At 75.9% G+C, this 24,910-nt stretch carries 24 protein-coding genes; 8 read left to right on the top strand and 16 right to left on the bottom strand.

Annotated features, from left to right (window positions below; all coding sequences use genetic code 11):
• Positions 1–175 precede the first annotated feature (175 nt).
• The 4 genes from K1Y72_RS20905 to K1Y72_RS20890 all read left to right on the top strand — a co-directional run bounded on the left by K1Y72_RS20905 (position 176) and on the right by K1Y72_RS20890 (position 5,607).
• A complete protein-coding gene (locus K1Y72_RS20905; protein WP_220168085.1) occupies positions 176–2,620 on the top strand; it encodes a bifunctional acetate--CoA ligase family protein/GNAT family N-acetyltransferase in 2,445 nt (814 codons plus the stop codon).
• Positions 2,621–3,020: 400 nt separating this feature from the next.
• Positions 3,021–3,602, top strand: coding sequence for a DUF5998 family protein (locus K1Y72_RS20900; protein WP_220168084.1), 582 nt, complete (start codon positions 3,021–3,023; stop codon positions 3,600–3,602).
• Positions 3,599–4,708 carry an alkaline phosphatase family protein gene (locus K1Y72_RS20895; RefSeq protein WP_220168083.1) on the top strand — a complete coding sequence of 370 codons (1,110 nt, stop codon included), beginning with the start codon at positions 3,599–3,601 and terminating at the stop codon, positions 4,706–4,708. The genes K1Y72_RS20900 and K1Y72_RS20895 overlap by 4 nt, the downstream gene beginning before the upstream one ends.
• A gap of 68 nt (positions 4,709–4,776) precedes the next feature.
• Positions 4,777–5,607, top strand: coding sequence for a sulfurtransferase (locus tag K1Y72_RS20890; RefSeq protein ID WP_308287168.1), 831 nt, complete (start codon positions 4,777–4,779; stop codon positions 5,605–5,607).
• Between the two features lie 7 nt (positions 5,608–5,614).
• Here K1Y72_RS20890 and K1Y72_RS37260 read toward each other — a convergent pair whose 3' ends face one another.
• On the bottom strand, positions 5,615–7,546 hold the full coding sequence (locus K1Y72_RS37260) for a CHAT domain-containing protein (protein ID WP_220168081.1): 1,932 nt from the start codon (positions 7,544–7,546) through the stop codon (positions 5,615–5,617).
• Here K1Y72_RS37260 and K1Y72_RS20880 point away from each other — a divergent pair.
• Entirely contained in the window at positions 7,520–7,855 is a 336-nt protein-coding gene (locus K1Y72_RS20880; RefSeq protein WP_220168080.1) for a hypothetical protein, read from the top strand. The genes K1Y72_RS37260 and K1Y72_RS20880 overlap by 27 nt on opposite strands.
• 128 nt (positions 7,856–7,983) lie before the next feature.
• Here the strand turns inward: K1Y72_RS20880 and K1Y72_RS20875 are convergent, their stop codons facing one another.
• Together K1Y72_RS20875 and K1Y72_RS20870 are read right to left on the bottom strand one after the other, a co-directional pair.
• The gene (locus tag K1Y72_RS20875; RefSeq protein ID WP_220168079.1) at positions 7,984–8,430 is read right to left on the bottom strand and encodes a hypothetical protein; all 447 of its coding nucleotides are present in this window, start codon (positions 8,428–8,430) and stop codon (positions 7,984–7,986) included.
• Positions 8,427–8,966: an RNA polymerase sigma factor gene (locus tag K1Y72_RS20870; RefSeq protein WP_258573057.1), complete on the bottom strand. Its 540-nt coding sequence runs from the start codon at positions 8,964–8,966 to the stop codon at positions 8,427–8,429. Before K1Y72_RS20870 ends, K1Y72_RS20875 begins: the two co-directional genes overlap by 4 nt.
• A gap of 672 nt (positions 8,967–9,638) precedes the next feature.
• On the opposite strand from K1Y72_RS20870, the gene K1Y72_RS20865 reads away from it, so the two are divergent.
• Both K1Y72_RS20865 and K1Y72_RS20860 read left to right on the top strand, forming a co-directional pair.
• Positions 9,639–10,133 carry a DUF3145 domain-containing protein gene (locus K1Y72_RS20865; RefSeq protein WP_220168077.1) on the top strand — a complete coding sequence of 165 codons (495 nt, stop codon included), beginning with the start codon at positions 9,639–9,641 and terminating at the stop codon, positions 10,131–10,133.
• Positions 10,134–10,426: 293 nt separating this feature from the next.
• On the top strand, positions 10,427–12,226 hold the full coding sequence (locus tag K1Y72_RS20860; RefSeq protein ID WP_220168076.1) for a cholesterol oxidase substrate-binding domain-containing protein: 1,800 nt from the start codon (positions 10,427–10,429) through the stop codon (positions 12,224–12,226).
• A 57-nt stretch (positions 12,227–12,283) separates the two neighbouring features.
• On the opposite strand, the gene K1Y72_RS20855 is transcribed toward K1Y72_RS20860, so the two are convergent.
• The 13 genes from K1Y72_RS20855 to K1Y72_RS20795 all read right to left on the bottom strand — a co-directional run bounded on the left by K1Y72_RS20855 (position 12,284) and on the right by K1Y72_RS20795 (position 23,432).
• Positions 12,284–13,579 carry a beta-ketoacyl-[acyl-carrier-protein] synthase family protein gene (locus tag K1Y72_RS20855; protein WP_220168075.1) on the bottom strand — a complete coding sequence of 432 codons (1,296 nt, stop codon included), beginning with the start codon at positions 13,577–13,579 and terminating at the stop codon, positions 12,284–12,286.
• A gap of 86 nt (positions 13,580–13,665) precedes the next feature.
• Complete coding sequence (locus K1Y72_RS20850; RefSeq protein ID WP_220168074.1) at positions 13,666–13,929, bottom strand: acyl carrier protein; 264 nt, start codon at positions 13,927–13,929, stop codon at positions 13,666–13,668.
• 57 nt (positions 13,930–13,986) lie between these two features.
• Entirely contained in the window at positions 13,987–14,961 is a 975-nt protein-coding gene (locus tag K1Y72_RS20845; protein WP_220168073.1) for a beta-ketoacyl-ACP synthase III, read from the bottom strand.
• Positions 14,958–15,890 carry an ACP S-malonyltransferase gene (locus K1Y72_RS20840; protein WP_220168072.1) on the bottom strand — a complete coding sequence of 311 codons (933 nt, stop codon included), beginning with the start codon at positions 15,888–15,890 and terminating at the stop codon, positions 14,958–14,960. Before K1Y72_RS20840 ends, K1Y72_RS20845 begins: the two co-directional genes overlap by 4 nt.
• A 119-nt stretch (positions 15,891–16,009) precedes the next feature.
• Positions 16,010–17,131, bottom strand: a complete 1,122-nt coding sequence (locus K1Y72_RS20835) for a PucR family transcriptional regulator (RefSeq protein ID WP_220168191.1) — start codon at positions 17,129–17,131, stop codon at positions 16,010–16,012.
• Positions 17,132–17,292: 161 nt separating this feature from the next.
• Positions 17,293–18,330, bottom strand: coding sequence for an alpha/beta hydrolase (locus tag K1Y72_RS20830; RefSeq protein ID WP_220168071.1), 1,038 nt, complete (start codon positions 18,328–18,330; stop codon positions 17,293–17,295).
• A gap of 106 nt (positions 18,331–18,436) precedes the next feature.
• Complete coding sequence (locus K1Y72_RS20825; protein WP_220168070.1) at positions 18,437–18,610, bottom strand: hypothetical protein; 174 nt, start codon at positions 18,608–18,610, stop codon at positions 18,437–18,439.
• On the bottom strand, positions 18,603–19,541 hold the full coding sequence (locus K1Y72_RS20820) for an alpha/beta hydrolase (RefSeq protein ID WP_220168069.1): 939 nt from the start codon (positions 19,539–19,541) through the stop codon (positions 18,603–18,605). Before K1Y72_RS20820 ends, K1Y72_RS20825 begins: the two co-directional genes overlap by 8 nt.
• A 127-nt stretch (positions 19,542–19,668) precedes the next feature.
• Positions 19,669–20,331: a response regulator gene (locus K1Y72_RS20815; protein WP_220168068.1), complete on the bottom strand. Its 663-nt coding sequence runs from the start codon at positions 20,329–20,331 to the stop codon at positions 19,669–19,671.
• Positions 20,328–21,605: a sensor histidine kinase gene (locus tag K1Y72_RS20810; protein WP_220168067.1), complete on the bottom strand. Its 1,278-nt coding sequence runs from the start codon at positions 21,603–21,605 to the stop codon at positions 20,328–20,330. The genes K1Y72_RS20815 and K1Y72_RS20810 overlap by 4 nt, the downstream gene beginning before the upstream one ends.
• Positions 21,606–21,697: 92 nt before the next feature.
• Positions 21,698–21,892 carry a hypothetical protein gene (locus tag K1Y72_RS20805; RefSeq protein ID WP_220168066.1) on the bottom strand — a complete coding sequence of 65 codons (195 nt, stop codon included), beginning with the start codon at positions 21,890–21,892 and terminating at the stop codon, positions 21,698–21,700.
• Positions 21,893–22,002: 110 nt separating this feature from the next.
• Complete coding sequence (locus K1Y72_RS20800) at positions 22,003–22,656, bottom strand: 3-oxoacid CoA-transferase subunit B (protein WP_220168065.1); 654 nt, start codon at positions 22,654–22,656, stop codon at positions 22,003–22,005.
• Positions 22,653–23,432, bottom strand: coding sequence for a CoA transferase subunit A (locus tag K1Y72_RS20795; protein WP_220168064.1), 780 nt, complete (start codon positions 23,430–23,432; stop codon positions 22,653–22,655). The genes K1Y72_RS20800 and K1Y72_RS20795 overlap by 4 nt, the downstream gene beginning before the upstream one ends.
• Before the next feature lie 258 nt (positions 23,433–23,690).
• On the opposite strand from K1Y72_RS20795, the gene K1Y72_RS20790 reads away from it, so the two are divergent.
• The gene (locus K1Y72_RS20790) at positions 23,691–24,884 is read left to right on the top strand and encodes a substrate-binding domain-containing protein (RefSeq protein ID WP_220168063.1); all 1,194 of its coding nucleotides are present in this window, start codon (positions 23,691–23,693) and stop codon (positions 24,882–24,884) included.
• Positions 24,885–24,910 lie beyond the last annotated feature (26 nt).

The following is a 24,910-nucleotide window of genomic DNA, read 5'->3' as shown; positions in this document are numbered from 1 at the left end:
TCATCACCTCGATCAACACGGCCCGCGTGAGCGGCATACTGGGCGTAAGACCGAAGGTAACAGCTCTTGACCCTCGAAGAGGTCTCGAACGCGCAGCGAAACCGCGGAAGGCCGCCCTTTTCCCGATCTCCTCCCGCGTCCGGGCCGCCCGGCGGCGTGCCCTACCCTCGGGTAGGTGACCGAGGGTTATCCGGACCAGTGGGAGGCCGACGTCGTCCTCACCGACGGCGGCACCGCCCACCTGCGCCCGATCCGGCCCGCGGACGCCGAGCTGCTGCGGGTGTTCTACGCCCGGCTGTCCGCCGAGACGATCTACTACCGGTTCTTCTCGCCGCGCCCGACGCTGAGCGAGCGTGAGATCGCCCACTTCACCACCGTCGACTACGACCGGCGGGTGGCGCTCATCGCCACCGTCGGCGAGGAGATGATCGCGGTGGTGCGCTACGACCGGCTCCCGAAGCGGCCCGGGACCGCCGAGGTCGCGTTCCTGGTCGAGGACGCCCACCAGGGCCGCGGCGTCGGGCCCGTCCTGCTGGAGCACATCGCCGCCGCCGCCCGCGAGCGCGGCCTCCAGCGGTTCGTGGCGAGCGTGCTGCCCGACAACCGGCGGATGACGCGGGTGTTCCGGGAGGCCGGCTACCGCGCCGAGCAGCGCTTCGAGGACGGCGTCATCGAGCTCGTCCTCGACCTGGAGCCGACCGAGACGTCCGTGGAGGTCATGGCGGCCCGCGAGCACCGCGCCGAGTCCCGCTCGATCCAGCGGCTCCTGTTCCCCGCCTCCGTCGCGGTGATCGGCGCGAGCCGGGCCGAGCACAGCGTCGGCCAGACGGTCCTGCGCAACCTGCTCGGCGGCGACTTCACCGGCCCCGTCTATCCGGTGCACCCCGAGGCGAAGGCGGTCGCGGGCGTCCGCGCGTACGCCTCGATCCTCGACATCCCCGACGACGTGGACCTGGCGGTCGTCGCCGTCCGCGCGGGCGCCGTCCACGAGGTCGTGGAGCAGTGCGCCGCCAAGGGCGTGCGGGGGCTGATCGTGGTGTCGTCGGGGTTCGGGGAGACCGGCCCGGAGGGCCAGGCGCGGCAGGAGGAGCTGGTCCGGCTCGCCCGCGCCTACGGGATGCGCGTCGTCGGCCCCAACTGCCTCGGCGTCGCCAACACCGACCCCGAGGTGCGGCTGAACGCCACCCTCGCCCCGACGATGCCGGGCCGCGGCCCGGTCGGGTTCTTCTCGCAGTCGGGCGCGCTCGGCATCGCGATCCTGCAGCGCACCGCCGAGCGGGGCCTCGGCCTGTCGACGTTCGTGTCGGCGGGCAACCGCGCCGACGTGTCCGGCAACGACCTCATGCAGTACTGGGAGGAGGACCCCGCCACCAAGGCCGTCCTGCTCTACCTGGAGTCGCTCGGCAACCCGCGCAAGTTCACCCGCCTCGCGCGGCGGCTGTCGCGCAGCAAGCCGCTCGTCGTGGTCAAGAGCGGCCGCAGCACCCAGGGCGTCCCGCTCGGCCACGCCGCGACGGCGCTCAGCCTGCCCGACCACGCGGTCAGCGCGCTGCTGGAGCAGGCCGGGGTGATCCGCGTCGAGGACCTGTCGGAGCTGTTCGACGTGGCCCAGCTGCTGGCCTACCAGCCGCTGCCGGCCGGCGACCGCGTCGCGATCATCGACAACTCCGACTCGCTCGGCCTGCTCGCCGAGGACGCCGCGACCGCGCAGGGCCTGCACGTGAACCCGCCGGTGAACCTCGGGCCGCTCGCGACCGCCGCCGAGTACGAGGACGCGCTCGCCGCCGCGCTCGCCGACGAGGCGGTGGACTCGGTCGTCGCCCTGTTCACCCCGCCGACGATCGGCGGCTTCGACGTCAGCGTCCCCGAGCGGATCCTGCGGCTGGCCGCCGCGAGCGACAAGCCGATCGTGGCGACCTACCTCGGCGCCAAGGGCATGCCGGCCGAGCTGCGGGTCGCCGGCCCCGACGGGATGCCGGGGGAGGGCTCGGTGCCGTCCTACCCCGCGCCCGAGGACGCCGTCCGCGCCCTGGCCTACGTCACCCGCTACGCGCAGTGGCGGCGCCGCCCGCCGGGCCGGCTGCCCGAGGTCGGCGCCGACCGCGCGCGGGCGCGCGCGCTCGTCGAGGAGTGGCTCGGCGACGGGACCGGCCCCGTCACCGCGACGCCGGAGCAGGCCGCCGAGCTGCTGGCCTGCTACGGCGTTCCGGTCGCCGACCGGGACGGCGGCGGCGTCGCGGTGCGCGTGGTGACCAGCGAGGACGCCTCGTTCGGCGCGGTCGTGTCCTTCGGCCTGGCGAGCGAGACCGCCGCCCTGCTGGACGACCGCGCCTACCGGCTCGCGCCGCTGACGGACGTGGAGGCCGCCGGGACGGTGCGGGCCGTCCGCACCGCCCCGCTGCTGCTCGGCCACCGCGGGACCGAGCCGGTGGACGTCGCGGCGCTGGAGGACCTGCTGCTGCGCGTCTCCCGCCTCGGCCACGACCTGCCGGAGGTCGCGCGGCTGGAGCTGAACCCCGTCGCGGTGGACGCCGCGGGCGCCACCGTCCGGCGGGCGGCGCTGCGCCTGCAGCGCCCTCTCGGCCCCCGCCCCGAGTACGCCCCCCGCCGCCTCCGCTGACCCCGACCACCCGGTCACTCCCCGTCGAGATGCGGCGTGTTGGGCTGTTGGAACGTGCCAAATGCCCAACACGCCGCATCTCGACGGTCGGTGACCGGGTGGTCAGCTCGGTGGGCCGGGGGCGGGCTCGACCGGGACCGGCGGGATGGGGTCGGGCGCGGGGCCCGGCGGCACCGGTGACGGGCCGGGCGGCTGCGGGCTGGGCGGCTGCGGGCCCGGTCCCGGCGGGACGGGCGGGCGCGGCGGCTCGGGCGACGGGCCCGGCGGCGTGACCGGCCCCGGATCGGGCGGGAGCGGATCTGTGTCGTCCATGCCCCCACCCCTACCCGCGGCGCGACGTTATGACCGTGTTCGCGGGCCGCGTGTGCGGAGGCCGCCCCGGACAGGGCAGGATGGGGCCATGAGGGAAACCCGAGCGACGGCTCACGGGTTGCGCACGGCGATCGAGCGCAGCGGTTACTACCCGGCACTGGTCGCGGACGCGGTCGAGTCCGCGATAGGCGAGGAGCGCGTGAACGCCTTCGTGGTCCACCACGAGGCCGCCTTCGACCCCGCGATGGAGGTCCGCAGGCACGTCACGGTGCTCGTGCTGTCGCCGACCCGGCTGCTGGTGTGCCACACCGACGAGCACCCGCCGGGGGAGGGGATGGCGCAGCCGCACGCCTCCACCACCACCGAGGCCGTCAAGCTGGACCGCGTCCAGTCGGTCGCGGTGACCCGGGTCGTCCCCGACCCGGCGTCCTACGTGCCGGGCGTCGCGCCGACCGAGGTCGTCCTCACCATCGGCTGGGGCGCGATCGCGCACATCGACCTGGAGCCCGCCACCTGCGGCGACGAGAACTGCGAGGCCGACCACGGCTACACCGGCAGCGTGACCGCCGACGACCTGTCCCTGCGGGTCAGCGAGGCCGCCGACGGAGCCGACGCCGTCGCGCACGTCCTGGTGTTCGCCGAGGCGCTGTCGGCGGCGACCGCCCGGTGAGCGCGCCGGTCCCGCGCTACGGGGCCGGCGCCCTCGCCGATCTGGCCGGCTCGGTGCTGGCCTCGCTCGGCGTGCCCGGCGCGGCGGCCGTCCTGGACCTGCCGGAGCTGCCGCGCGCCTGCGTGCTGATCGTGGACGGGCTCGGCTGGGAGCTGCTGCGCGCCCACCCCGAGGAGGCGCCGTTCCTGGCGTCGCTGCCCGGCGGGCCGCTCACGGCGGGCTTCCCGTCGACCACCGTCACGAGCCTCGGCTCGCTCGGCACCGCCGCGACGCCCGGCGAGCACGGCCTGCTGGGCGTGCAGGTCGCGGTCCCGGGCACCGGCCGGCTGCTCAACTGCCTGCGCTGGGACGGGCAGGTCGAGCCCATGGAGTTCCAGCCCGTCCCCACCGTCTACGAGCGCGCCGCCGCCGACGGCGTCCGCACCGCCTACATCGGCTCGCCCGCGTTCCGCCGCAGCAGCCTCACCGTCGCGACCGCGCGCGGCGCCGACTACCTCGGCGCGGTCGGCCTCGGCCAGCTCGTCGGGCGCGCCCGGACGGCGCTGCGCGAGGGCGACCGGGCGTTCGTCACCGTCTACCACTCCGACCTGGACTCCACCGGCCACCGGTTCGGGTGCGGCTCGGAATCCTGGCGCGAGCAGCTGCGGTTCGTCGACCTGCTCGCCGAGCGCCTCGCCGCCGCCCTGCCGGACGGCGCGGCCCTGCACGTCACCGCCGACCACGGCATGGTCGACCCCGACGAGCGCCTCGACGTGGACGCCACGCCCGCCCTCACCGCGGGCCTGGCGCTGCTCGGCGGCGACGCCCGCGCCCGCTACGCCTACGCCGCCGGCGGCGCCGCCGCCGACCTGCTGGACGCCTGGCGTGAGGTCCTCGGCGACCGCTGCTGGGTCGCGGGGCGGGACGAGGCGATCGCGGCGGGCTGGTTCGGGACGGTCGGTCCCGGCATGGCCGAGCGGATCGGCGACGTGGTCGCCGTCCCCTTCACCGGCCTCGCGCTGGTGGCGTCCGAGCGCGAGCCGTGGCTGGAGTCCATGGTCGGCATGCACGGGTCGCTGGTGCCGGCCGAGCTGCTGGTCCCGCTGCTGACGGCCGCCCGCACGTAAGCTGCGTCGATATGAACGACGAGCGCACGCCCCTCCCGCACGGCGGCATCTCGGGTCAGACTGGCGGGGTGCACCCACTCGTGGACGCGCCCGCCCTGGAGCGCCTGCTGCGCCGGGACCCGCCCCCGATCCTGCTGGACGTCCGCTGGCACCTGGCCGGGCCGCCGGGCGCCGAGTCCTACCGCAAGGGGCACCTGCCCGGCGCGGTCTTCGTCGACCTGGACCGCGACCTCGCCGGCCCGCCCGGCCCCGCCGGCCGCCACCCGCTGCCCGAGCCGGAGGCGTTCGAGGCGGCGATGCGCCGCGCCGGGGTGTCCGGCGCGGCCCAGGTGATCGTGTACGACGACGCGGACTCGACCGCGGCGGCCCGCCTCTGGTGGACGCTCCGCTACTTCGGGCACGAGCAGGTCCGCGTCCTCGACGGCGGCTACCACGGCTGGGTCGAGGGCGGCCGCGAGGTCACCACCGACGTGCCCGCGCCCGCGCCGGGCGACTTCGTCGCGCGCCCCGGGCGGCTGCCCGTCCTGGACGCGGCGGGCGCGGCCGCGCTCGCCGGGGACGGGGTGCTGCTGGACGCCCGCGCCGCCGAGCGCTACCGCGGCGAGAACGAGCCGGTCGACCCGGTCGCCGGGCACATCCCGGGCGCCGTGAACGCGCCGACGTCCGGCAACGTCGGCGTCGACGGCCGGTTCCTGCCGCCCGAGCTGCTGCGCGAGCGGTTCGCCAAGCTCGGCGCGACCGACGCGCTGGACGTCGGCGCCTACTGCGGCTCGGGAGTCACGGCCGCGCACGAGATCCTCGCGCTCACCATCGCGGGCGTGCCCGCGGCCCTGTACGTGGGGTCGTGGTCGAACTGGGTCGCCGACCCGTCCAACCCGGTCGCGACCGGCGAGAACTGACGGGTCCTCACCCGGCGCCCATCGCGGCGAAGCCGAGGGTGCCGGGGCTGCGGAGGGCGGCGGCGAGCGCGGCGGCGGGGCCGTCCCCCGCCGCGAGGCGCCGGTGGACGGCGCCCATGAACGCGGGGACGTCGGCGTCCGCGACGGGCGCGGCGCTGGCGATCACGGTGGCGGTGCCGAGCGCGAGGAGCGCGCCCGCCATGCCGGCGGCGGCGTCGCCCGGCCCGCCCTGCCCGACGTCGCAGGCCGACAGCACCACGCGGTGCGGCGGCGCGCGCAGGTCGTCCAGGTCGTGGGCGAGGAGGGCGCCGCCGGCGAGGGTGAGGCGGGAGAACAGCGGGTTGCCCGGCCGGTGCGCGCCGTGGGCGGCCAGGTGCGCGAGGCGGGCGCCGTCCAGGGCGTCGCGGACGGCCTCGGGCCGGGCGTGCGGGCCGGTGAGGACGCGCGCGCCCGGATGCAGGCGGTGCAGCGCGCGGACCTCGCGGGCGGCGTGGGCGAGGTGCGGGCCGGCGACGAGGACGGTCCCGCCGCGCCCCGGCTCGGCCCGCGCGGCGCGCAGCCAGGCGGCGGCCGACGGCGCGAGGCTGAACGGGCGGCCCGCCAGGGACGGCAGCGCCGCCCAGGGCAGCCCGTGCAGCGCGCCCGTCGGGACGATCACCACTTCGCGGTCGCCGGGGACGAGCCCGGCGAGGCGCGCGGCCGTCCGGTCCAGGTCGGCGCGGGACCGCTCGGCGTCCCGGCCGTCCAGCAGCCGCCGGTGCGCGGCCCGCAGCAGGGCGGCGTCGCGGACCGCCGCCGGGTGATCGGCGGCGACGCGCCGCCGGACGCGGCCGTCGTGGACGGTGACGGCGTGCAGCTCGGCGCCGACGCGGATGAGCTGCACGAGCTCGCGGCCGTCCAGGGCGTCGGCGAGGGCGTGCAGGTCGACGCCGGGCCGCCCGTCGGCGGCGCCGGGGCGGCGGAGCGCGGCCGCGCGGACGGTGCGCTCCAGGCGGGTGAGGCGCCGGGCGAGCACGGGGCAGGCGCCGCCGCGCAGGGTCGCGGTGGTCTGCTCGGCGCTCAGCGTCCGCAGCTCGGCGAGGGCGGCGGCCCGTTCGGGGTCGGGCGGCGGCCGCAGGGCGGCGGGACGGCGCAGGATCGCGCGGCGGCGCTCGTCGGCGCGCAGCAGCTCGCGGGCCGAGCGGGCGAGGGCCAGCCCGAGGTCGGCGAGGTCGGCGCCGAGGCCGGCGGTGCGGGCGCGCAGCTCGGCCGCGCCGATCGTCTCGGCGTGCTCGTGCAGGACCTCCAGGCCGAGCCAGACGGCGGCGAGCGCGCCCCGCCGGTCGCCGGACGCCAGCCGGTCGAGGGCGAGGGCGTGGAAGGCCGCCGCCCGCCGCGCGCCCGGCCCGCGCGCCGCGAGGACGGGGGCGAGGAGCGGCCCGGCGGGATGCCCCAGGTGCAGGGCGAGCCGGGCCGCGACGATGCGCGCCTCGGCGGCGTCCCAGCCCGCGCCTTCCAGCGGTCCGATCAGGGCGCGGGCGGCGCCGGCCAGCTCCGGCGAGCGCTCCCCGCCGGCCCAGCGGCCGCGCACGGCCAGCGCGGACGCGGCGAGGGCCCAGCCGGCGCGTCCCTGGCCGGCGAAGACCGCACGGGCGCGTTCGGCGGTGGACGCCGCCCGCAGCGGTTCGTCGTCGGCGAACTCGGCGTGCGCGAGGAGCAGCAGGTCGTCACCTCCGTCCGCCGTGGTGAGCAGGTCGCGGGCCTCGCGGGGGAGCCCGGCGGCGAGGAGCGCCCCGGCGCGTCCCGTCCGGCAGAGCGCGCGGCGCTCGCCCGCCAGGCCGCGCTCGGCCTCGGCGTACAGCGCGAGCGCGCCCGGGACGTCGCCCTCCGCCGCAAGAACGGCGGCGAGCCGCGCCCGGCAGGACGCCGCGAGGTGCCGCAGTCCGGCACCGTCGGCCACCTCGATCGCCCGCCGCAGAACCCGGGCGGCGGCGGCGCCCCGGTAGGCGTCAGCGAGGTCGGCGAGCGCGGCCGGGTCGTCGCGCAGGCGAGGCAGAACACGCTCGGCAACCCTCCGCGCCTCCACAAGCCGCCCAGCACGAGCATGAACCCGCGCCACCACAGCCACCAGCCGGTCAGCATCATGGCCGGTGAGGGCGGCGCGGGCGGCGTCCGCGACCCGCAGTGCCTCATCGACCTCGCCCAGGTCGGCGAGCGCGGCCGCCAGATGCGGGGCTGCGGACGGCGTGTTCTCGGCCGCCGCCCGTAGGAGGGCGGCGGCTTCGGCCGGGCGGGCCAGTTCGCGGGCGGCCAGGCCGGCCGCGAACGGGTCGGGTGCGGCGCCGCCCGGACGGCAGCGGCGGTGGACGGCGCCGGGGTCGGCGAGCGCCGCGCGCGTCAGAGCCGGATCCAGCTCGTCACCACCGCGTCTCCGCCCGGTGGCTCGACCACCAGGCTGACCGGGCCCTCGCCCACGCAGGGCAGGGCGAAGCAGCCCTCCTCGTCGGCGAGGGCGGTGCGGTCGGCGTGCGCGGGGCGCCGCAGCCGGACCCGGGCGGGCGACGGCGGGGTCAGCCGTCCGGTGACCTCCCCGTCGCCGGACGCCTCCAGCTCCACCGTCACGCCGCCGCCGGTGAAGGTCAGCGTGCGCGTGGCGGTTGTCGCGCGGGCGCCGGCGGGCGCGGACGCGTCGTCGGCGGCGAGGCCGGCGAGAGCCGCGCCGGGCAGCCGGAGGGCGAGCGCGGCCCGCGCCGCCGCCAGCACCCCCTCGGGCACCGGGTCGGCGGCGAGGAACGCGGCGCGGATGCCGGCGGCCAGCTCGGCCTCGTCCGCGGGCCCGCTCACGGGGCGAGCCTCCGCCGCAGGTGGGCCAGGCAGCGCACGCGGGTCGGGCCGAGGCTGCCGACGGGCATGTCCAGGGCCGCCGCCAGCTCCGCCTGGCCCGGCGCGAGCGCGACCAGGCGCAGCAGGTGCTGGCAGCGGCGGGGAAGGTCCTGGAGGGCGGCCCCGACCCGGCAGAGCCGCTCGCGCCCGGCGACGACCTGCTCGACCGGCGCGGCGGACGACGCGCCCGCCGCGTCCGGCGCCGGGCCCGGCGCCTCGCGGTCGCCGAGCCGCGCCTGCCGGAGGCTCTCGCGGCGCGCCGTCGTCGCGAGCCAGCCGCCGACGGCGGCCGGGGCGTCGAGCGCGTCCAGCCGCTCCACCAGCCGCAGCCAGGTGATCTGCACGACGTCGCCGCAGTCGGCGTCGCGCAGCCCGTGCCCGCGCGCGATCGACCAGAGCAGCGCGCTGTACCGCTCGACGAGCTCGGTCCAGGCGCCGCCGTCGCCGGCGCGCGCCCGGCGCACCAGCTCGCCGGAGTCCCGTCCTTCTTCGGCCAACGAAGTCTCCTTCGCGGGCCCCGCCACCTGCAAACTAGCGCTCCGGGCACGGAACGTGAAGGCGCGGTTACCCGTTCGCGTCCAGGTTGTTTCCGATCCCTGATGATTACGGGACGCCGACCCTGGGAATCCTGACAACGAACCCCGCTGCACAGACAGGGCCCCGCCGCCCCCCTTGAGCACCTTTGCCGCTCGCGCCCCAGAGGGCGCGAGCGGCAAAGCCATTTCCGGAGCCCCGCCGGACGCGCGGACGGGCCGCCCCGGCGGGCGGCGGGGGACCGGCCCGGCGCGCCGGCGTCCGCACCTGACGGGTTCTGTTCGGCCCGGAAAAGGGGATCGGGTAGGTCCCGCGAAGGGGCGGCCGGACAATCGCGCAATCGGGACGGCGGGTCCGCCGCGCGTCCCCGGCCCGGACGTTCCGGCAGGTCGGCTCGCCCCCCACCGGAGGTGGAATTCCCGCTTCGCCGGGTTCGTCGAAATCTACAAAGATCATTGTCGGGCGGCACGAAAGGCGCCCGCAGGGGGTAGGGCGCCGGGGCAATGGTTCGGCAAACAGCGCTCGCGCAGTGGTGCGTTCCGTGTCGATGATGCAGAATGAGTCACGCGGACGCTGCCTTGAGGCGTACGAGGCCGTAGGGGAAGACGAGCCTCAGTACAGATCCTGGAGGTCCGGTGACCGCACGTGGCGTTTTTTACGTCCACTCCGCGCCACCTGCGCTGAGCCCGCACATCGAGTGGGCGGCCGCAGGTGTCCTCGGCGTGCCCGTCTCCCTGGAATGGGCCGATCAGCCGGCCGCTCCGGGGACGCTCCGCGCCGAGCTGCACTGGGAGGGCCGGGCCGGTGTCGCCGCCGGGATCACTTCCGCGCTGCGCAACTGGAAGCTCGCCCGGTTCGAGGTCACCGAGGACCCGACCCCCGGGTGCGACGGCGTCCGGTACAGCTTCACGCCCACCCTCGGGGTGTTCAGCGGCGTCATCGGCGCCAGCGGCGACATCATGATCCCTGAGGATCGGCTGCGCGCCGTCATGGCCAACGCCGCCGTCGGCAAGACCACCCTGGAGATCGAGCTCGACCGGCTGCTCGGCACGCCCTGGGACAACGAGCTCGAGCCCTTCCGCCGGGCCGGCGACGGCGCCCCCGTCCGCTGGCTGCACGCCGCCGTCTGACCGCCCCGCCCGCCCGCCCGCGCCGTCCGACCGCCCCGCCCGGCCGCGCCGCCGCCCGCCCGCGGCCGGTGCGGGACGGGTCGGCCAAGCAAATGCTTGACCGGATGTGAGACAGGTCATATAACCCTCCTAGACGTCGCAGCATCCTGCGGCCGCGCCCGCGGCGCGGCCGTCCCACCCCCCGCACGGCGCGCCGGCGCGCCCTGCCGAACCGATGTCTCGTCACGTCCTGGGCGGCATTTCAAGGCGCGAGCCACCCCGGACCCTGTCAGCACGAAAGCAGGGAACCGGGTATGACGAACCCGTCGACGCACCACCCCGACCACCACCCCGACCGGCCCGCCGAGAACCACCCCGGCGAGCGCGCCCCCGCCGGCCTGTCCCGCCGCGGCCTGCTCGCCGCCGCGAGCGCCGGCGCCCTCGGCGCCGCGCTCGGCTGGACCCCGGCGTTCCGCGTCCCGGCCGCCTCGGCCGCCGCGACGCTGCCCGCCCCGCCCGGCTTCCCGGCCGGCCTCGCCCTCTACCAGCAGGCGTTCGAGAACTGGTCCGAGGAGATCAGGATCGAGGCGGCCTGGACCTGCGCGCCGCAGACCCCCGCCGACGTCGTCACCGTCGCCAACTGGGCGCGCGCGAACGGCTACCGCGTCCGGGCCCGCGGCATGGGGCACAACTGGTCGCCGCTGCTCGTGCCGGACGGCGCGAACGTCGACAAGATGATCTTCGTCGACACCACCCAGCACCTCACCAGGGCGACCGTCAACGCGGGCAGCCCCCGCACCGTCACCGTGCAGACCGGCTGCCTCATGGACAGCCTCGTGCAGACGCTGGAGGACGCCGGCCTCGGCTTCCTCAGCATCCCCTTCCCCGGCGGCATCACCGTCGGCGGCGTCCTGGCGATCAACGCGCACGGCTCGTGCGTCCCGGCGACGGGGGAGAGCCGCCCCGCCGGGATGTCCTACGGGTCGATGAGCAACAGCATCCGGGCGCTCACCGCCGTCGTGTGGAACGGCGGCGCCTACGTCCTGAAGACCTTCCAGCGCACCGACCCCGACATCGCGCCGTTCCTGTCGCACCTCGGGCGGGCGTTCGTCACCGACGTGACGCTCCAGGTCGGCGCGAACCAGAACGTGCGCTGCCAGTCCTGGTACAGCACGCAGGTGACGGACGTGTTCGCGCCCCCGGCGAGCGCGGGCTCCTCGTCCTTCGCCAGGCTCGTCGACAGGTACGGGCGGATCGAGGTGCTGTACTTCCCGTTCACCACGGTCCCGTGGATCAAGATGTGGTCGGTGGCGCCGAGCAAGCCGCTGCTGTCGAAGAAGGTCACCGCGCCCTACAACTTCGACTTCGTCAACTTCGTGAACCAGGACCAGTCGGACTTCGTCTCGCAGATCGTGCGCGGCAACGTGTCCGGCACCCCGACCTACACCAACGGGCAGATGGCCGTCATCGGCTCCGGCCTCATCGCGACCGGCACCTGGGACATCTGGGGCAAGTCCAAGAACGTGTGGCTGTGGGTCGAGCGGTCGACGCTGCGGATCGTGGAGACCGGTTTCGCCGTCATCACCGCCCGCGCGAACGTCCAGCGCGTCGTCAGCGAGTTCTACACCCGGTACATGGCGACGATCAACGCCTACAAGGCGAACGGGAACTACCCGATGAACATGCCGTTCGAGATCCGCGTGAACGGCCTCGACAAGCCGGGCGAGGTGGACGGCGTCGCGGGCGCCGTCAGCCCGCAGCTCTCCTCGCTCCGGCCCCGCCCCGACCACCCCGAGTGGGACACCTGCGTCTGGCTCGACATGGGCACCGTCCCCGGCACCCCGCACTGCGACGAATTCTACGCCGAGATGGAGGCGTGGATCCTGGCCAACTACACCGGCTCCTACGCCACCGTCCGGCCCGAGTGGTCCAAGGGCTGGGCCTGCGCGCCCGGCGGCGTGTGGACCGACACCGCCCGGATGGCGGCCTACCGCGCCGCGATGAACGCCGGCCAGCCCGCCGGCGACGACTTCGACGCGGGCGTCGCCAAGCTCGACGCCTACGACCCCTACCGGGTCTTCAGCAACACCTTCCTCGACACCCTCCTGCCCTGAACGCGCGGCGGGGCGGGACCGGCGACCCGGTCCCGCCCCGCACCGCGCGGGCGCGCGCTACTCGGCGCGCTGGAAGATGACGGACACGTTGTGGCCGCCGAAGCCGAACGAGTTGTTGATGGCGGCGGCCGGGCCGTCCGCCAGCTTGCGCGGCTCGCCGCGGACGATGTCGAGGTCGACGTCGTCGTCGGGGTCCTCCAGGTTGGCGACGGGCGGGACGAGGCCCTCCCGCAGCGTCAGGATGGTGATCACCGACTCCAGCGCGCCGGCGCCGCCGAGCAGGTGGCCGGTCATCGACTTGGTCGCGGTGACGGTGAGCCGGCGGGCGACGTCCTCGCCGAGCGCCACCTTGATCGAGTTCAGCTCGGCGACGTCGCCGGCGGGCGTCGAGGTGGCGTGCGCGTTGACGTGCACGATGTCGGCCGGCTCCAGCCCGGCGTCGGCGAGCGCGCGGCGCATCGCCTTGGCCTGGCCGCCGCCCGACGGGTCGGGCAGCACGATGTCGTAGGCGTCGCCGGAGTACCCGGCGCCGGACGCGATGGCGTGGATGCGCGCGCCGCGGGCGCGGGCGTGCTCCTCCGACTCCAGGATCATGACGGCGGAGCCCTCGCCGAGCACGAACCCGTCGCGGTTCTTGTCGTAGGGGCGGGACGCGCGCTCGGGCTCGTCGTTGCGGGTCGACATCGCCCGCATCGACCCGAAGGAGGCCATCTGCAGCGGGTGGATGCACGACTCGGTGCCGCCGCAGATGACGACGTCGGCGCGGCCCGCGCGGATCATGTCGATGGCGTAGCCGACGGCCTCGCCGCTCGACGCGCACGCGCTGACCAGGGCGTGCGAGCCGGCCATCGCGCCGTACTCGATGCCGACGTGCCCGGAGGCGCCGTTCGGCATCAGCATCGGCACGGTGAACGGCGAGACGCGCTTCCAGCCCTTCTCGCGGAACACGTCGTAGCTGTTCAGCGCGGTGTGCAGGCCGCCGATGCCGCTGGACAGCACCACGCCGAGGCGGTCGCCGTCCACGACGTCGCCGGCGCGCTCGGCGCCGGGGTCGTCGCCCTTCTCCAGCGGCGGCGCGTAGCCCGCGTGCAGCCACGCCTCGCGCGCGGCGATCAGCGCGAGCGCCTGGTTGCGGTCCAGCCGGCGCAGCCGCTGCTTCGGCAGCACCTCGGCCGGGTCGACGGCGACCTGCGCGGCGAACTGCACCGGCAGCTCGTCCACGTTGTCCCAGTCCAGCCTGCGCACCCCGGATTCGCCGGCGAGCAGCGCGGACCAGGTCGACGCGACGTCGCCGCCGAGCGGTGTCGTCGCGCCGAGCCCGGTCACGACGACGGTGGTCTGGCTCTTACTCATGATCGAGTGCTCCTCGCGAGTGGGGGTGGCGATGCGGCGCGCCGCCGTGCCGTGGCGGGGGACGGCGGCGCGCCGCGGCCGGCTGCTCAGCCCTGCTGCTGCTGAAGGTTCTGGACGAAGTTGATCACGTCCTTGACCGTCTTCAGGTTGCGCAGCTCGTCGTCGGGGATCTCGACGCCGAACTGGTCCTGGGCGGCCACCGCGATCTCTACCATCGACAGCGAGTCGATGTCGAGGTCGTCGATGAAGTTCTTCTCCGGGGTCACCTCGGACTTGTCGATGCCGACGATGTCGTCGATGATCTCGGCGAGGCCGTCGAGGATCTGCTGCTCGGTGGCGACTTCAGCCATGGTGGTGTGGATCTCCTTCGTGGGTTGGTCCAGAACGTGCGGGCGGGCAGAACCTGCCTACGGGATCTGGATGACTTGGGCAGCGTAGGCCAATCCGGCGCCGAACCCGATGAGCAGGGCCGGGGCACCGGACGGCAGGTCGCCGCGGCCCAGCATGTGGGACAGGGCCAGCGGGATCGAGGCGCCCGAGGTGTTGCCCGTGTGGGTGATGTCGTGCGCGACGACGGCGTTGGTCGCCTTCACCTTCCGGGCGATCGCGTCGATGATCCGCAGGTTGGCCTGGTGCGGGACGACCGCGGCGAGCTCGTCGGGGCGGACCCCGGCGCGCTCGCAGGCCGCCAGCGCCACCGGCGCGACCGCGCTGGTCGCCCAGCGGAACACCGACTGGCCCTCCTGGCGGATGAACGACCGCCGGTCCTCGATCATGATGTGGTCGGCGGCGCCGCCGTCGCTGCCCCACACCACCGGGCCGATGCCGGGGGCCTCGCTCGGGCCGACGACCGCGGCGCCCGCGCCGTCGGCGAAGATGATGCAGGTGGAGCGGTCGGTCCAGTCGATCCACTGCGACATCTTCTCGGCGCCGACGACGAGGACGTGGCGGGCCATGCCGGTCCGCACCGCCGCGTCGGCGCTGGCGAGGGCGTAGCAGAACCCCGAGCAGGCGGCGTTCAGGTCGTAGGCGCCGGGGGCGGCGATGCCGAGGCGGTGCGCGACGGACGCGGCGTGCGCGGGCATCGGCGTCTCCGCCGAGCAGGTCGCCACGATCACCAGGTCGATGTCGCCGGGGGCGAGGCCGCTCGCGGCGAGGGCCTTGCCGCCGGCGTGCGCGGCCATGTCGACGATGGTCTCGTCCGGCGCGGCGATGCGGCGCTCGACGATGCCGACGCGGCTGCGGATCCACTCGTCGTCGGTGTCGACGGTCTCGGCGATCTCGTCGTTGGTGACGACGCGCGCGGGCTGGTAGTCGCCGAACGCCAGGACGCGCGACCCGGCGACGAGCGGCGGCAGGCGCAGCGCGACCGGCCCGCTCACGCGTGCGCCTTGATGAGCTCGCGGGCCTGGGCGAGGTCGTCGGGGGTCTTCAGGGAGAGCAGCTCGATCCCCTTCAGCTCGCGGCGGGCGAGGCCCGTCAGCGTCCCGGCCGGCGGCAGCTCGATGATCGCGGTGACGCCGAGCTCCCGCATGGTGTCCATGCAGGCGTCCCAGCGGACGGGGGCGCTCACCTGCTCGGCGAGGCGCGCCAGGTACTCGCGGCCGGAGTCGACGACCGCGCCGTCCTTGTTGGACAGCAGCCGGGCGGCCGGGTCGGTGACGGGCGCGCCCTGCGCGAGGCGGCGCAGCACGTCGGCGGCGGGCGCCATGTGCTCGGTGTGGAAGGCGCCGGCGACCGCGAGGGGCCGCAGCCGGGCCTTGGCGGGCGGCTGCTCGGCGAAGGCGGCGAGCCGCTCGGCGGTGCCGGCCGCGACGATCTGGCCGGCGCCGTTGACGTTGGCGGGGGTGAGGCCGGCGGCCTCGATGGCGGCGAGCACCTCGTCGCGGTCGCCGCCGAGGACGGCGGTCATGCCGGTCTCGGTGACGGCGGCGGCGTCGGCCATGGCGCGGCCGCGCTCGCGGACCAGCACGAGGGCGGTCTCGGGGGTCAGGGCGCCGGCGATCGCGGCGGCGGCGAGCTCGCCGACGCTGTGCCCGGCGACGGCGGCGGGGCGGGCGGGGGCGCCGCCGTCGGGGGACACCTCGTACAGGGCCTCGTAGGCGGCGAGCGCCGCGGCGACCAGCAGCGGTTGGGCGACGGCGGTGTCGCGGATCTCCTCGGCGTCGGCGGTGGTCCCGTAGCGGACCAGGTCCAGGCCCGTGACGGCCGACCACCAGGCCAGGCGGTCAGCGACACCGGGGACCTCGAGCCATGGCCGCAGGAATCCGGGGGACTGGGCGCCCTGGCCGGGCGATGCGAGGAGAATCACACGCCAAGCCTGCCCGCTGCGGGTATCGCCTGCCGATGCGGATCGGCACGAAGTTTGGTCGTGGGGGTTTGTACGACACCTACAAGGGCCACAAGGCCCGATAACGGGCGTCCCCGCGTTCAGAGCCGCGCGGAGCGGGCGCTGAAGCGGCCGAGGACGAGCGCGATGCGCAGGGTGAAGGCGTTGCGGCCGTCGGTCGGGGCGAGGCCGGTCAGCTCGGTGACGCGCCGCAGCCGGTAGCGGACGGTGTTGGGGTGGACGAACAGCAGCCGCGCGGTCGCCTCCAGCGAGGAGCCCTGCTCCAGGTAGGTGGCGAGGGTGTCCAGCAGCGGCGCGCCCGCCGCCAGCATCGGGTTGTAGACCTGCTCGGTGAGGTGGCGGCGGGCCGCGTCGTCGCCGTCCAGGGCCCGCTCGGGCAGCAGCTCGATCGCCTGCACGGGGCGGGGGGCGTCCGGCCAGCCCGCCGCGGCGCGCAGCCCGGCGAGGGCGGCGCGCGCCGAGGTCGTGGAGTCGTACAGGTCGTCGACGGGCGGGCCGATGACGACGGGGCCGGGGCCGCACTTGGCGGCGATCGGGCGGGCCGCCTCCAGCGGGTCCTCGGCGCCGCCGACGATCACGATGACGCGGGTGCCCTGCACGCCGGCGAGCACGTCCACGCGGGCGCGGCGGGCGGCGAGCTGCATCTGGTCGATGGTGACCTCGGGGTCCTCGTCCTCGGGCTGGTAGCCGGCGATGACCGTGACGGGCTTGGACGTCCAGCCGAGCGCGGCCGCCCACGAGTGCATGCCGTCGTCGACCTCGCCGCGCATGACGGCGTTGACGACCAGGGCCTCCAGCCGGGCGTCCCAGGCGGCGCGGGTCTCGGCGGCCTGCGCGTAGACCTGCGCGGCGCCGAACGCCACGTCGCGGGTGTAGCGCAGGATCGCCTCGCGGAGCTGGGGGACGCCGCCGGGCGCGGCGAGCTCGTCCAGCCGGGTCTCCACCACATCGATGATCACCCGGACCATGTCGATGGTGTGCCGCAGCTTGATCGCGCGCAGCAGCTCGCGGGGCGCGGTGCCGAACACCTCCCCGGCGATGGCGGGCCTGGACTGCTCGGCGCTCTTGAACCACTCCACGAACGCGGCGATCCCGGCCTGGGCGACCAGCCCGATCCACGAGCGCTGGTCGGGCGGCATCCGCCGGAACCAGGGGAGCTGCTCCTCCATGGAGGCGAGCGCCGCCGTCCCGAAGGTGCCCATCGCCTTCTCCAGGCGCTCGGTCGTCTGCTCGCGGAGCTCGGCGTCGCTCGGGGTGTCCACCCGACCAGGGTGCCACCCCGGCGGCGGTGCCCGGACCGTCCCCCCGCCGCGTACCCGCTGGTAGGGGCGCCGGAAACGGCCACTAGCGGCCGGGGGCGGGGTCAGGCGGACGTGACCGCCGAGTCATGTCCGAGGGCGATGCCGGTCAGGTTGCGCAGCGGCACCGATCCGGGCTTCAGGTAGTCGCTGTGCCCGCCGTGCCCGGCGTCGAAGACGCGGGCGCCGAAGCGGCGCGACACCGGGTCGGGGCCGAGGCCGAGGCCGAGGATGCGGACGTGCGGGACGTCCTCCATCCAGTCGGTGGCGCCGCGGCCCGCCCAGACGCGGGCGCCGCCGCCGAGCGCGGCGGCCGACCAGGCGGTGGTGCCGGGGCTGCCGAACAGGGCGATGTCGGTGACGGCGCGCCAGCCGGCGGCGTCCGCCCCCGCCGCGCCCGCCGCGGCGAGGGCGGTGCGGCCGCAGACGACCGAGCCGTAGCTGTGGCAGAGCAGGGCGATGCCGGCGCCGGCGTTGGCGCGGTGCACCTTGGCCAGGAACCGCTGGAGCTGGACGGCGCCCTGGTCGGCGCGCTCGGCGGTGAGGACCTCGCTGCTGATCGTCTTCGGGGCGGCGTAGCCGAGCCAGGCGACGACGGCGAGGCCGCCGGCCGCGCCGTCGCGGGCGGCCTGCGCGTAGACGGCGCGGGCGCCGCCGCCGGGCGTGGCGTAGGCGGTGCCGGCGCGGCGGTCGAAGTCTGCGAGGGTGGAGTCGGCGCCGGGCACGAGGACGGCGATGCGGCGGGCGTGCGCGAGGTCGCCGATGACCTCGACGGCCTGGCCGCGGCCGCGCGCGTCGAAGTACAGGAAGTGGCGGGAGGGGCCGAGGAAGGAGGTGAGCGCTCTGGCGCGGCCGGTGTCGCCGACCTCGCCGGCGGTGCGCAGGGCCTCGCGGATGGCCGCGCGCTCGGCCTGGTAGCGGGCGCCGAGCGTCGCCGCGGAGAAGGACGGCGCCGGGCCGGGGGCCGCGTAGGGGTCGGCGTGGCCGGCGGGCGCCGTCGTCAGCAGCACACCGCCGATCGTGACGGCGCACGCGAGGGCGCGTCGCAGGCGTCGGGCGCGCTTGGGGTGCGCCCTGGCGGGCTTCTCGCGGTGCGGCGGCATGGTCCGTCTTTCTACCTGATGTCGGTGAATGATCCGCGCACCCGGGGGTAGGACCGCGTGTTCGGCTTCTGTCGGTTCGACGTACGCGGGGCGCCTTCGGTTGAGATCATTTCGCGCGCGGCCGGCGGTGGCGGCGCCGGCGCAGGCGGCCCGCGAGGCGGCCCACCAGGCGGTCGAACCGGCTCGGCTCGGCGAGGCGCTGGTAGCGGGCGGCGTGCCAGGCGGGCAGGGCGTGGGGCTGCGGGCGGGGGCGCGGGTGCGGGTCGCGGGGGTCAGGCATGGCGGGTCACCTGGTCCTCCAGGGCGAGGGCGATCCGGGTGATGTTGCGCAGGGACGTCGTGCCGGGCAGGAGGTAGGCGCCGTGCGCCCCCGTCCCGGCGTCGAACACGCGGGCGCCGAAGGCGGGCGACACCGGGTCGCGGCCGAAGCCGAGACCGGCGAGACGGACTTTCGGGACGTAGCGCATCCAATCGCCGCGCGCCCGGCCCGCCCACACGTGCGCGGCGGTCCGGACGCCCGCTGAGGTGTCCTGGGTCGTGCCGGGGCTGCCGTAGAGCGCGATCTCGTCCACGGGCAGGCCGGACGTCACCGCCCGGCCGCACACGACCGAGCCATAACTGTGGCACAGCAGCGCGACCCGCGCCCGGGGATCGGCGCGATGCAGGTCGGTGATCAGGGCGCGCAGGGCGCGCGCGCCGCCGTCGGCCCGGCCGGTCGTGGCGACGGCGAGGCTGGTCGTGGACGGGGAGGCGTAGCCGAGCCAGGCGACGACCGCGAGGCGCGTACCGGGCGCCTGCGCGCGGGCCTCGGCGGCGACGGCGCGGGCCCCGCCGCCGGCCCACTTGGCGTCGTCGAAGTTGGTGAGGCGGCCGTCGGCGCCGGGCACCACGACCGCGACGCGGGACGCGGCGGCCAGGTCGCCGATCACCTCGACGGCGCGGCCGCTTCCGCGCGGGTCGAAGGACAGGAGGGTGCGGCCGGGCGCCGCGAGGGCGCGGAACGCGCGGGCGCGCCCGGTGTCGTGGACGCGGTCGGCGGTCGCGGCGGCCGTCCGGACGGCGGTCCGGACGGCGGCGTAGCGGGCGGGCAGCGCCGCCGGGCCGGTGAGGGCGGGCGGCGCGGCGGGCGCCGCGTAGGGCTGCCCGGCGCCGGGGGCGAGCAGCGGGCCGCCCGCGACGAGGAGCGTCGAGACGGTGAGGAACCTGCGCATCGGGGGCGTCCTTCCGGGCCGGGGGTGCGTCCGGTTCCGAAGCTAGGAGCCGGGGCGCCTCGTCCGGATCACCCCGCGGTGCCGTCCCGCCGGGTGCGACCAGGGTGTGACACCGGTCAGCCGCCGGTCAGTCGCCGGGGCGGACGAGCCCGACCTCGTAGGCGTAGACGATCGCCTGCGGCCGGTCGCGCAGCCCGAGCTTCATCAGCACCCGCCCGAAGTGGGTCTTGACGGTCTGCTCGGCGACGACGAGCGCTTCGGCGATCTCGCCGTTGGACAGGCCGCGCGCGACGAGGCCGAGCACCTCGGTCTCGCGCTCGGTGAGCGCGTCCAGGCGGGCGCGGGCGGGCGCGCGCGGGCCGCCGAGGCGGGCGAACTCGCCGATCAGCCGCTTGGTGATGCCGGGCGACAGCAGCGCGTCGCCCGCCGCGACGATGCGGACGGCGTCGGCGAGCTCGCCCGCCGAGGCGTCCTTCAGCAGGAACCCGCTGGCGCCCGCGCGCAGCGCCTCGTAGACGTAGTCGTCGAGGTCGAAGGTGGTCAGCATCAGCACCTTCGGGGCGCCGGCGGCGGCGCCGGCCAGCAGCCGGCGGGTCGCCTCCAGGCCGTCCATGACGGGCATCCGCACGTCCATGAGGACGACGTCGGGGCGCAGCTCGGCGACGCGGCGGAGGCCCTCGGCGCCGTCCACGGCCTCGCCGACGACCTCGATGTCGGGCTGGGCGTCCAGCAGCACGCCGAAGCCCGCGCGGACCATGCCCTGGTCGTCCACGATCACCACGCGGATCATGCCGGGTCCGCCACCGGTAGGCGCGCCGTCACCTGGAATCCCCCTTCGGGCGTGGGCCCGGCGGCCAGGTCGCCGCCGAGCATCGCGGCCCGCTCGCGCATCCCGGTGAGGCCGTGCCCGCCGCCGGGCGGCGAGGGGGTGGGGCGCTGACCGGCGGGCGGGGGGCCGTTGACGATCTCCAGGTGCAGTATGCCGCCCCGGCGGGCGGCGGCCACCCGCACGTGCGAGCCGGGCGCGTGCCGCATCGCGTTGCTGAGCGCCTCCTGCACGATCCGGAACGCCGACAGGCCGACGCCCGGCGGGAGCCCGGCGAGGTCGCCGGAGGTCTCGGCGTCGATGGCGAGGCCGGTGCCGCGCGCCCCGTCCAGCAGGGCGTCCAGGCCGTCCAGGCCCGGCTGCGGCGCGGTCTCGGCGGGCCCCTCGGAGCGCAGCACGCCGAGGACGCGGCGCATCTCGGTGAGCGCGCCGAGGGCGGTCGCGCGGATCTCGGCGAGGTCGGCGCGGGTGACCTCGGGCACCGCGGCCTTGTAGGGGGCGGCCTCGGCCTGGATGGCGATCATCGACATGTGGTGCGCCACCACGTCGTGCAGCTCGCGCGCGATGCGCTGCCGCTCGGTGAGCACCGCGGCCTCCTCCCGGTGCCGCCGCTCCTGCTCGGCGAGCTCGTCCCGGGACGCGCGGCGGAGCCGCACCACCGTGCCGGTGAGCAGCGACAGCAGGACGACGACCGTCGCGCCGCCGGCGAACCCCGGGGCCTGCACCCACACCCCGGCGACGCACCACACCCCGACGCCGAGGGTGATCTCGCGGGAGCAGCGGACGCCGACCGTCGCCAGGCAGAGGATCGCGGCGAACGTCCCGGCGGGGACGTAGGGGACCGACAGCCAGCCGCTCACGTCGACCGTCGCCATCGCCACGAAGCTGACCCGCATCGCCCCGAGCGGGTGCCGGTCGCGCAGCGCGAACGGCAGGCAGACCGCGACCGACACGAACAGCAGCGTCCCGGCCGAGACGTCCAGCCCCCGCGCGGCCGTCTCGGTCATCAGCAGCGACCGGCTGGAGGCGACCATCCCGACGGCGAGCAGCAGCCCCGCGAGGTTCACCACCAGCCCGTAGGGCACCCGCCCGACCCACCCGCGCGCCGCCCAGCGCAGCCCCGCCGGCCACGGCCGCGGCTCGGGCAGCGGATCGGCGGTCCCGGTGACGGCCGCCGCGACCAGCGGCCGCCACACCAGCCCCGCCGTCGCCCGCCACCCGCCGCCGCCCGCGCTCATGGGCCCAACCCTAGAGAAACCGGACACCCTCCCGAATGCCCCACCGGTACGACCCCGCCGTCATACCCCGGTACGCCCTGGCCGGGTGTGTTTCAGAGCTCGTGGCCGCGCCGCCCGCTCTTCTTCGACCAGATCTCGAAGGCGACTCCTCCAGCCCCTACAAGAATGCCGATCCCGAGAAGCCAGTTGGGGACGTCGATATGGCGCATCATGGTGTAACGCGCGAAGACGATGAAGCCGCACATGGCGATGAGCAACACGGCACCGAGCACTTTTCGCAGGGTCACAGGGCCTCCTGGCGCGGGGCTGGTTACGACGGCGGTCGCGTACCCTCACGACCGCCGTCGAACCGCAGAGCCCTCCTGGGCTCGTCTTCGCGCAACCCTCCCCGGTGCGCCTAGACGCCCGCCGGGACGGTGAGGGGGGCGGCGGTGGCGGCGATGACGTCGGCGGGGGTGATGCCGGGGGCGGTCTCGGTGAGGACGAGGCCGGCCGGGGTGACGTCGATGACGGCGAGGTCGGTGATGATCCGGTCGACGACGGCGCGGCCGGTGAGGGGGAGCGTGCACTCTTCGACGATCTTGGGGGAGCCGTCGCGGGCGGTGTGCTCCATCAGGACGATCACGCGGGCGGCGCCGTGCACCAGGTCCATCGCGCCGCCCATCCCCTTGATCATCTTGCCGGGGACGGTCCAGTTGGCGAGGTCGCCGCGGGCCGAGACCTGCATGCCGCCGAGGATCGCGGCGGCGAGGCGGCCGCCGCGGATCAGGCCGAACGACAGGGCCGAGTCGAAGTAGGACGCGCCCGGCAGGACCGTCACCGTCTCCTTGCCCGCGTTGATCAGGTCGGGGTCGAGCTCGTCCTCGTAGGGGGACGGGCCGACGCCGAGGATCCCGTTCTCGGAGTGCAGCACCACCCGGACGCCCGGCGGCAGGTGGTTCGGGACGAGCGTCGGCAGGCCGATGCCGAGGTTGACGTAGGAGCCGTCGGCCAGCTCGGCGGCGGCGCGGGCGGCCATCTGGTCGCGGGTGCGGCCGCGCGGGGCGGTCATCGGGCCTCCTCGGCGTGCGCGGCGGTGCCCGTGGGCCGGGAGCGTGTCGCCGCTCGTTCGATTCTCTTCTCGACCCGGCCCACGGGCACGATCGTGTCGACGTAGATCCCCGGAAGGTGGACCTCGTCGGGGTCCAGCGCGTCCACCAGCTCCTCGACCTGCGCGACCGCGACGCGCCCGGCCATGGCGGCGAGCGGGTTGAAGTTGCGCGCCGAGGAGTGGAAGGCGAGGTTGCCGTGGCGGTCGCCGCGCGCGGCGTGCACGAGGGCGAAGTCGGTGACGATCGCCTCCTCCAGCACGTACTCGCGGCCGCCGAAGGCGCGCGTCTCGCGCGGCGGCGACGCGACGGCGACCGTGCCGTCCGGCGCGTACCGCCAGGGCAGGCCGCCCTCGGCGACCTGGGTGCCGACGCCGGCGGGGGTGTAGAACGCCGGGACGCCCGCGCCGCCGGCGCGCAGCCGCTCGGCGAGCGTGCCCTGAGGGGCGAGCTCCACCTCCAGCTCCCCGGCCAGGTAGCGGCGCGCGAACTCCTTGTTCTCGCCGACGTAGGAGCTGGTCATGCGGGCGATGCGGCCCGCCTCCAGCAGGACGCCGAGCCCCCAGCCGTCCACGCCGCAGTTGTTGGACACCACCCGCAGGCCGGTCGCGCCCTGCTCCAGCAGCGCCCCGATCAGCACCATCGGCACGCCGCACAGCCCGAACCCGCCGACCGCCAGCGACGCGCCGTCGCCGATGTCCGCGACCGCCCGCGCGGCGGACGCCGTCACCTTGTCCATCCGGTCACCTCCGGACCGCGAATCTAGGCGCGTGGCCCGGCACGGCCTACGTGGCGCGGCCACACATCGGCGGGCGGCGCTGTGTGGCGGGCCGCTGACCTGGGCCCTATGTGCGGGGCCGCCGTTCCGCCGGGCCCGAATGTGTGGCGGGGACACATGGCCCGCCGCCGGGCGTGCTCTTAGCGTTCACCGGCAACGGCGGCCGTGTGGCCCCCGTCACCCGCCCCCGGCGGGTCGCTGAGGAGAAGAGAGTTCGTGATGGGTGCAGGAATCCGATCGGGTAAGGCGGGCATCGGCGCGGCCGCCGTCGCGACCGCGCTGCTGGCCGGTGCGTGCGGCAGCCCGGGCACCGCGGCGGACGGGGGCAAGGACGCGCCGGTGAAGGTGGGGCTGGTCTACTCCAAGTCGGGGCCGCTCGCCGCCTACGGCAAGCAGTACATCGAGGGCTTCCGGGCGGGCCTGGACGTCGCGACCAACGGCACCGGCAAGGTCGGGTCGCGGAAGGTCGAGGTGACCGAGGTCGACGACGCCGGCGACCCCGCCAAGGCCGTGTCGGGCGCCAAGGACCTCATCGGCAAGGGCTACAAGGTGATCGCGGGCTCGACGGCGTCGGGCGTCGCGACGCAGGTGTCGGCGATCGCCGAGCAGAACAAGGTGCTGTTCGTGTCCGGCCCGGCCGCGACCGACGCCCTCACCGGCGCCGGAAAGTTCACCTTCCGCTCCGGCCGCCAGACCTGGCAGGACATCGCGACCGCCGCCACGTTCGCGGGCGACGTCAAGGGCCGCAAGGTCGTGGTGTTCGCGCAGGACGGCGCGTTCGGGCAGGCCAACCTCGCCGCCGTCAAGACCGTCCTCGGCGGCAAGGGCGCCACCGTGGAGCCGCTGATGGTCCCGGCGAGCGCCACCGACCTCACCCCGTTCGCGACCAAGGCCAAGGCCGCCAAGCCCGACATGCTGTTCGTCGCCTGGGCCGGCGCCACCGCGCAGGCGATGTGGGGCGCGCTCGGGCAGCAGGGCGTCTTCGACGTCACCAAGGTCGTCACGGGCCTGGACACCTCCGCGACCTGGCCCGCCTACGGGAAGGTCGCCGGGAAGGTCACCTTCCTCAACCACTACTTCGGCGGCGCCGCCGGCACCGCGCTGGAGAAGCAGATGACCGAGCGGGTGACGAAGGCCGGGTCCAAGCCGGAGATCTTCACCCCGGACGGGTTCACCGCCGCCCAGATGATCGTGCACGCGGCCGCGGCCGGCGGGGACGCCGCCGCGATGGCCAAGGCGCTGGAGGGCTGGTCGTTCGACGGCGTCAAGGGCAGGCTGACCGTCCGCGCCGGGGACCACGCGCTGCTCCAGCCGATGTACCAGGCCAAGCTGTCGGAGGGCGCGGCCCCGGCCGCGTCCGTGGTGAAGACGCTGCCGGCCGACCAGGTCGCGCCGCCCGCCGCGGGCAAGTGACGACGGCGGGCAGCGCCGCCCCGGCC

Origin of the sequence: Actinomadura parmotrematis (assembly GCF_019458805.1) — a bacterium.
Taxonomy (GTDB): Bacteria; Actinomycetota; Actinomycetes; order Streptosporangiales; family Streptosporangiaceae; genus Spirillospora; species Spirillospora parmotrematis.
The sequence above is the reverse complement of the archived record's forward strand: the minus strand, read 5'-3'. Positions and strand labels throughout refer to the sequence as shown.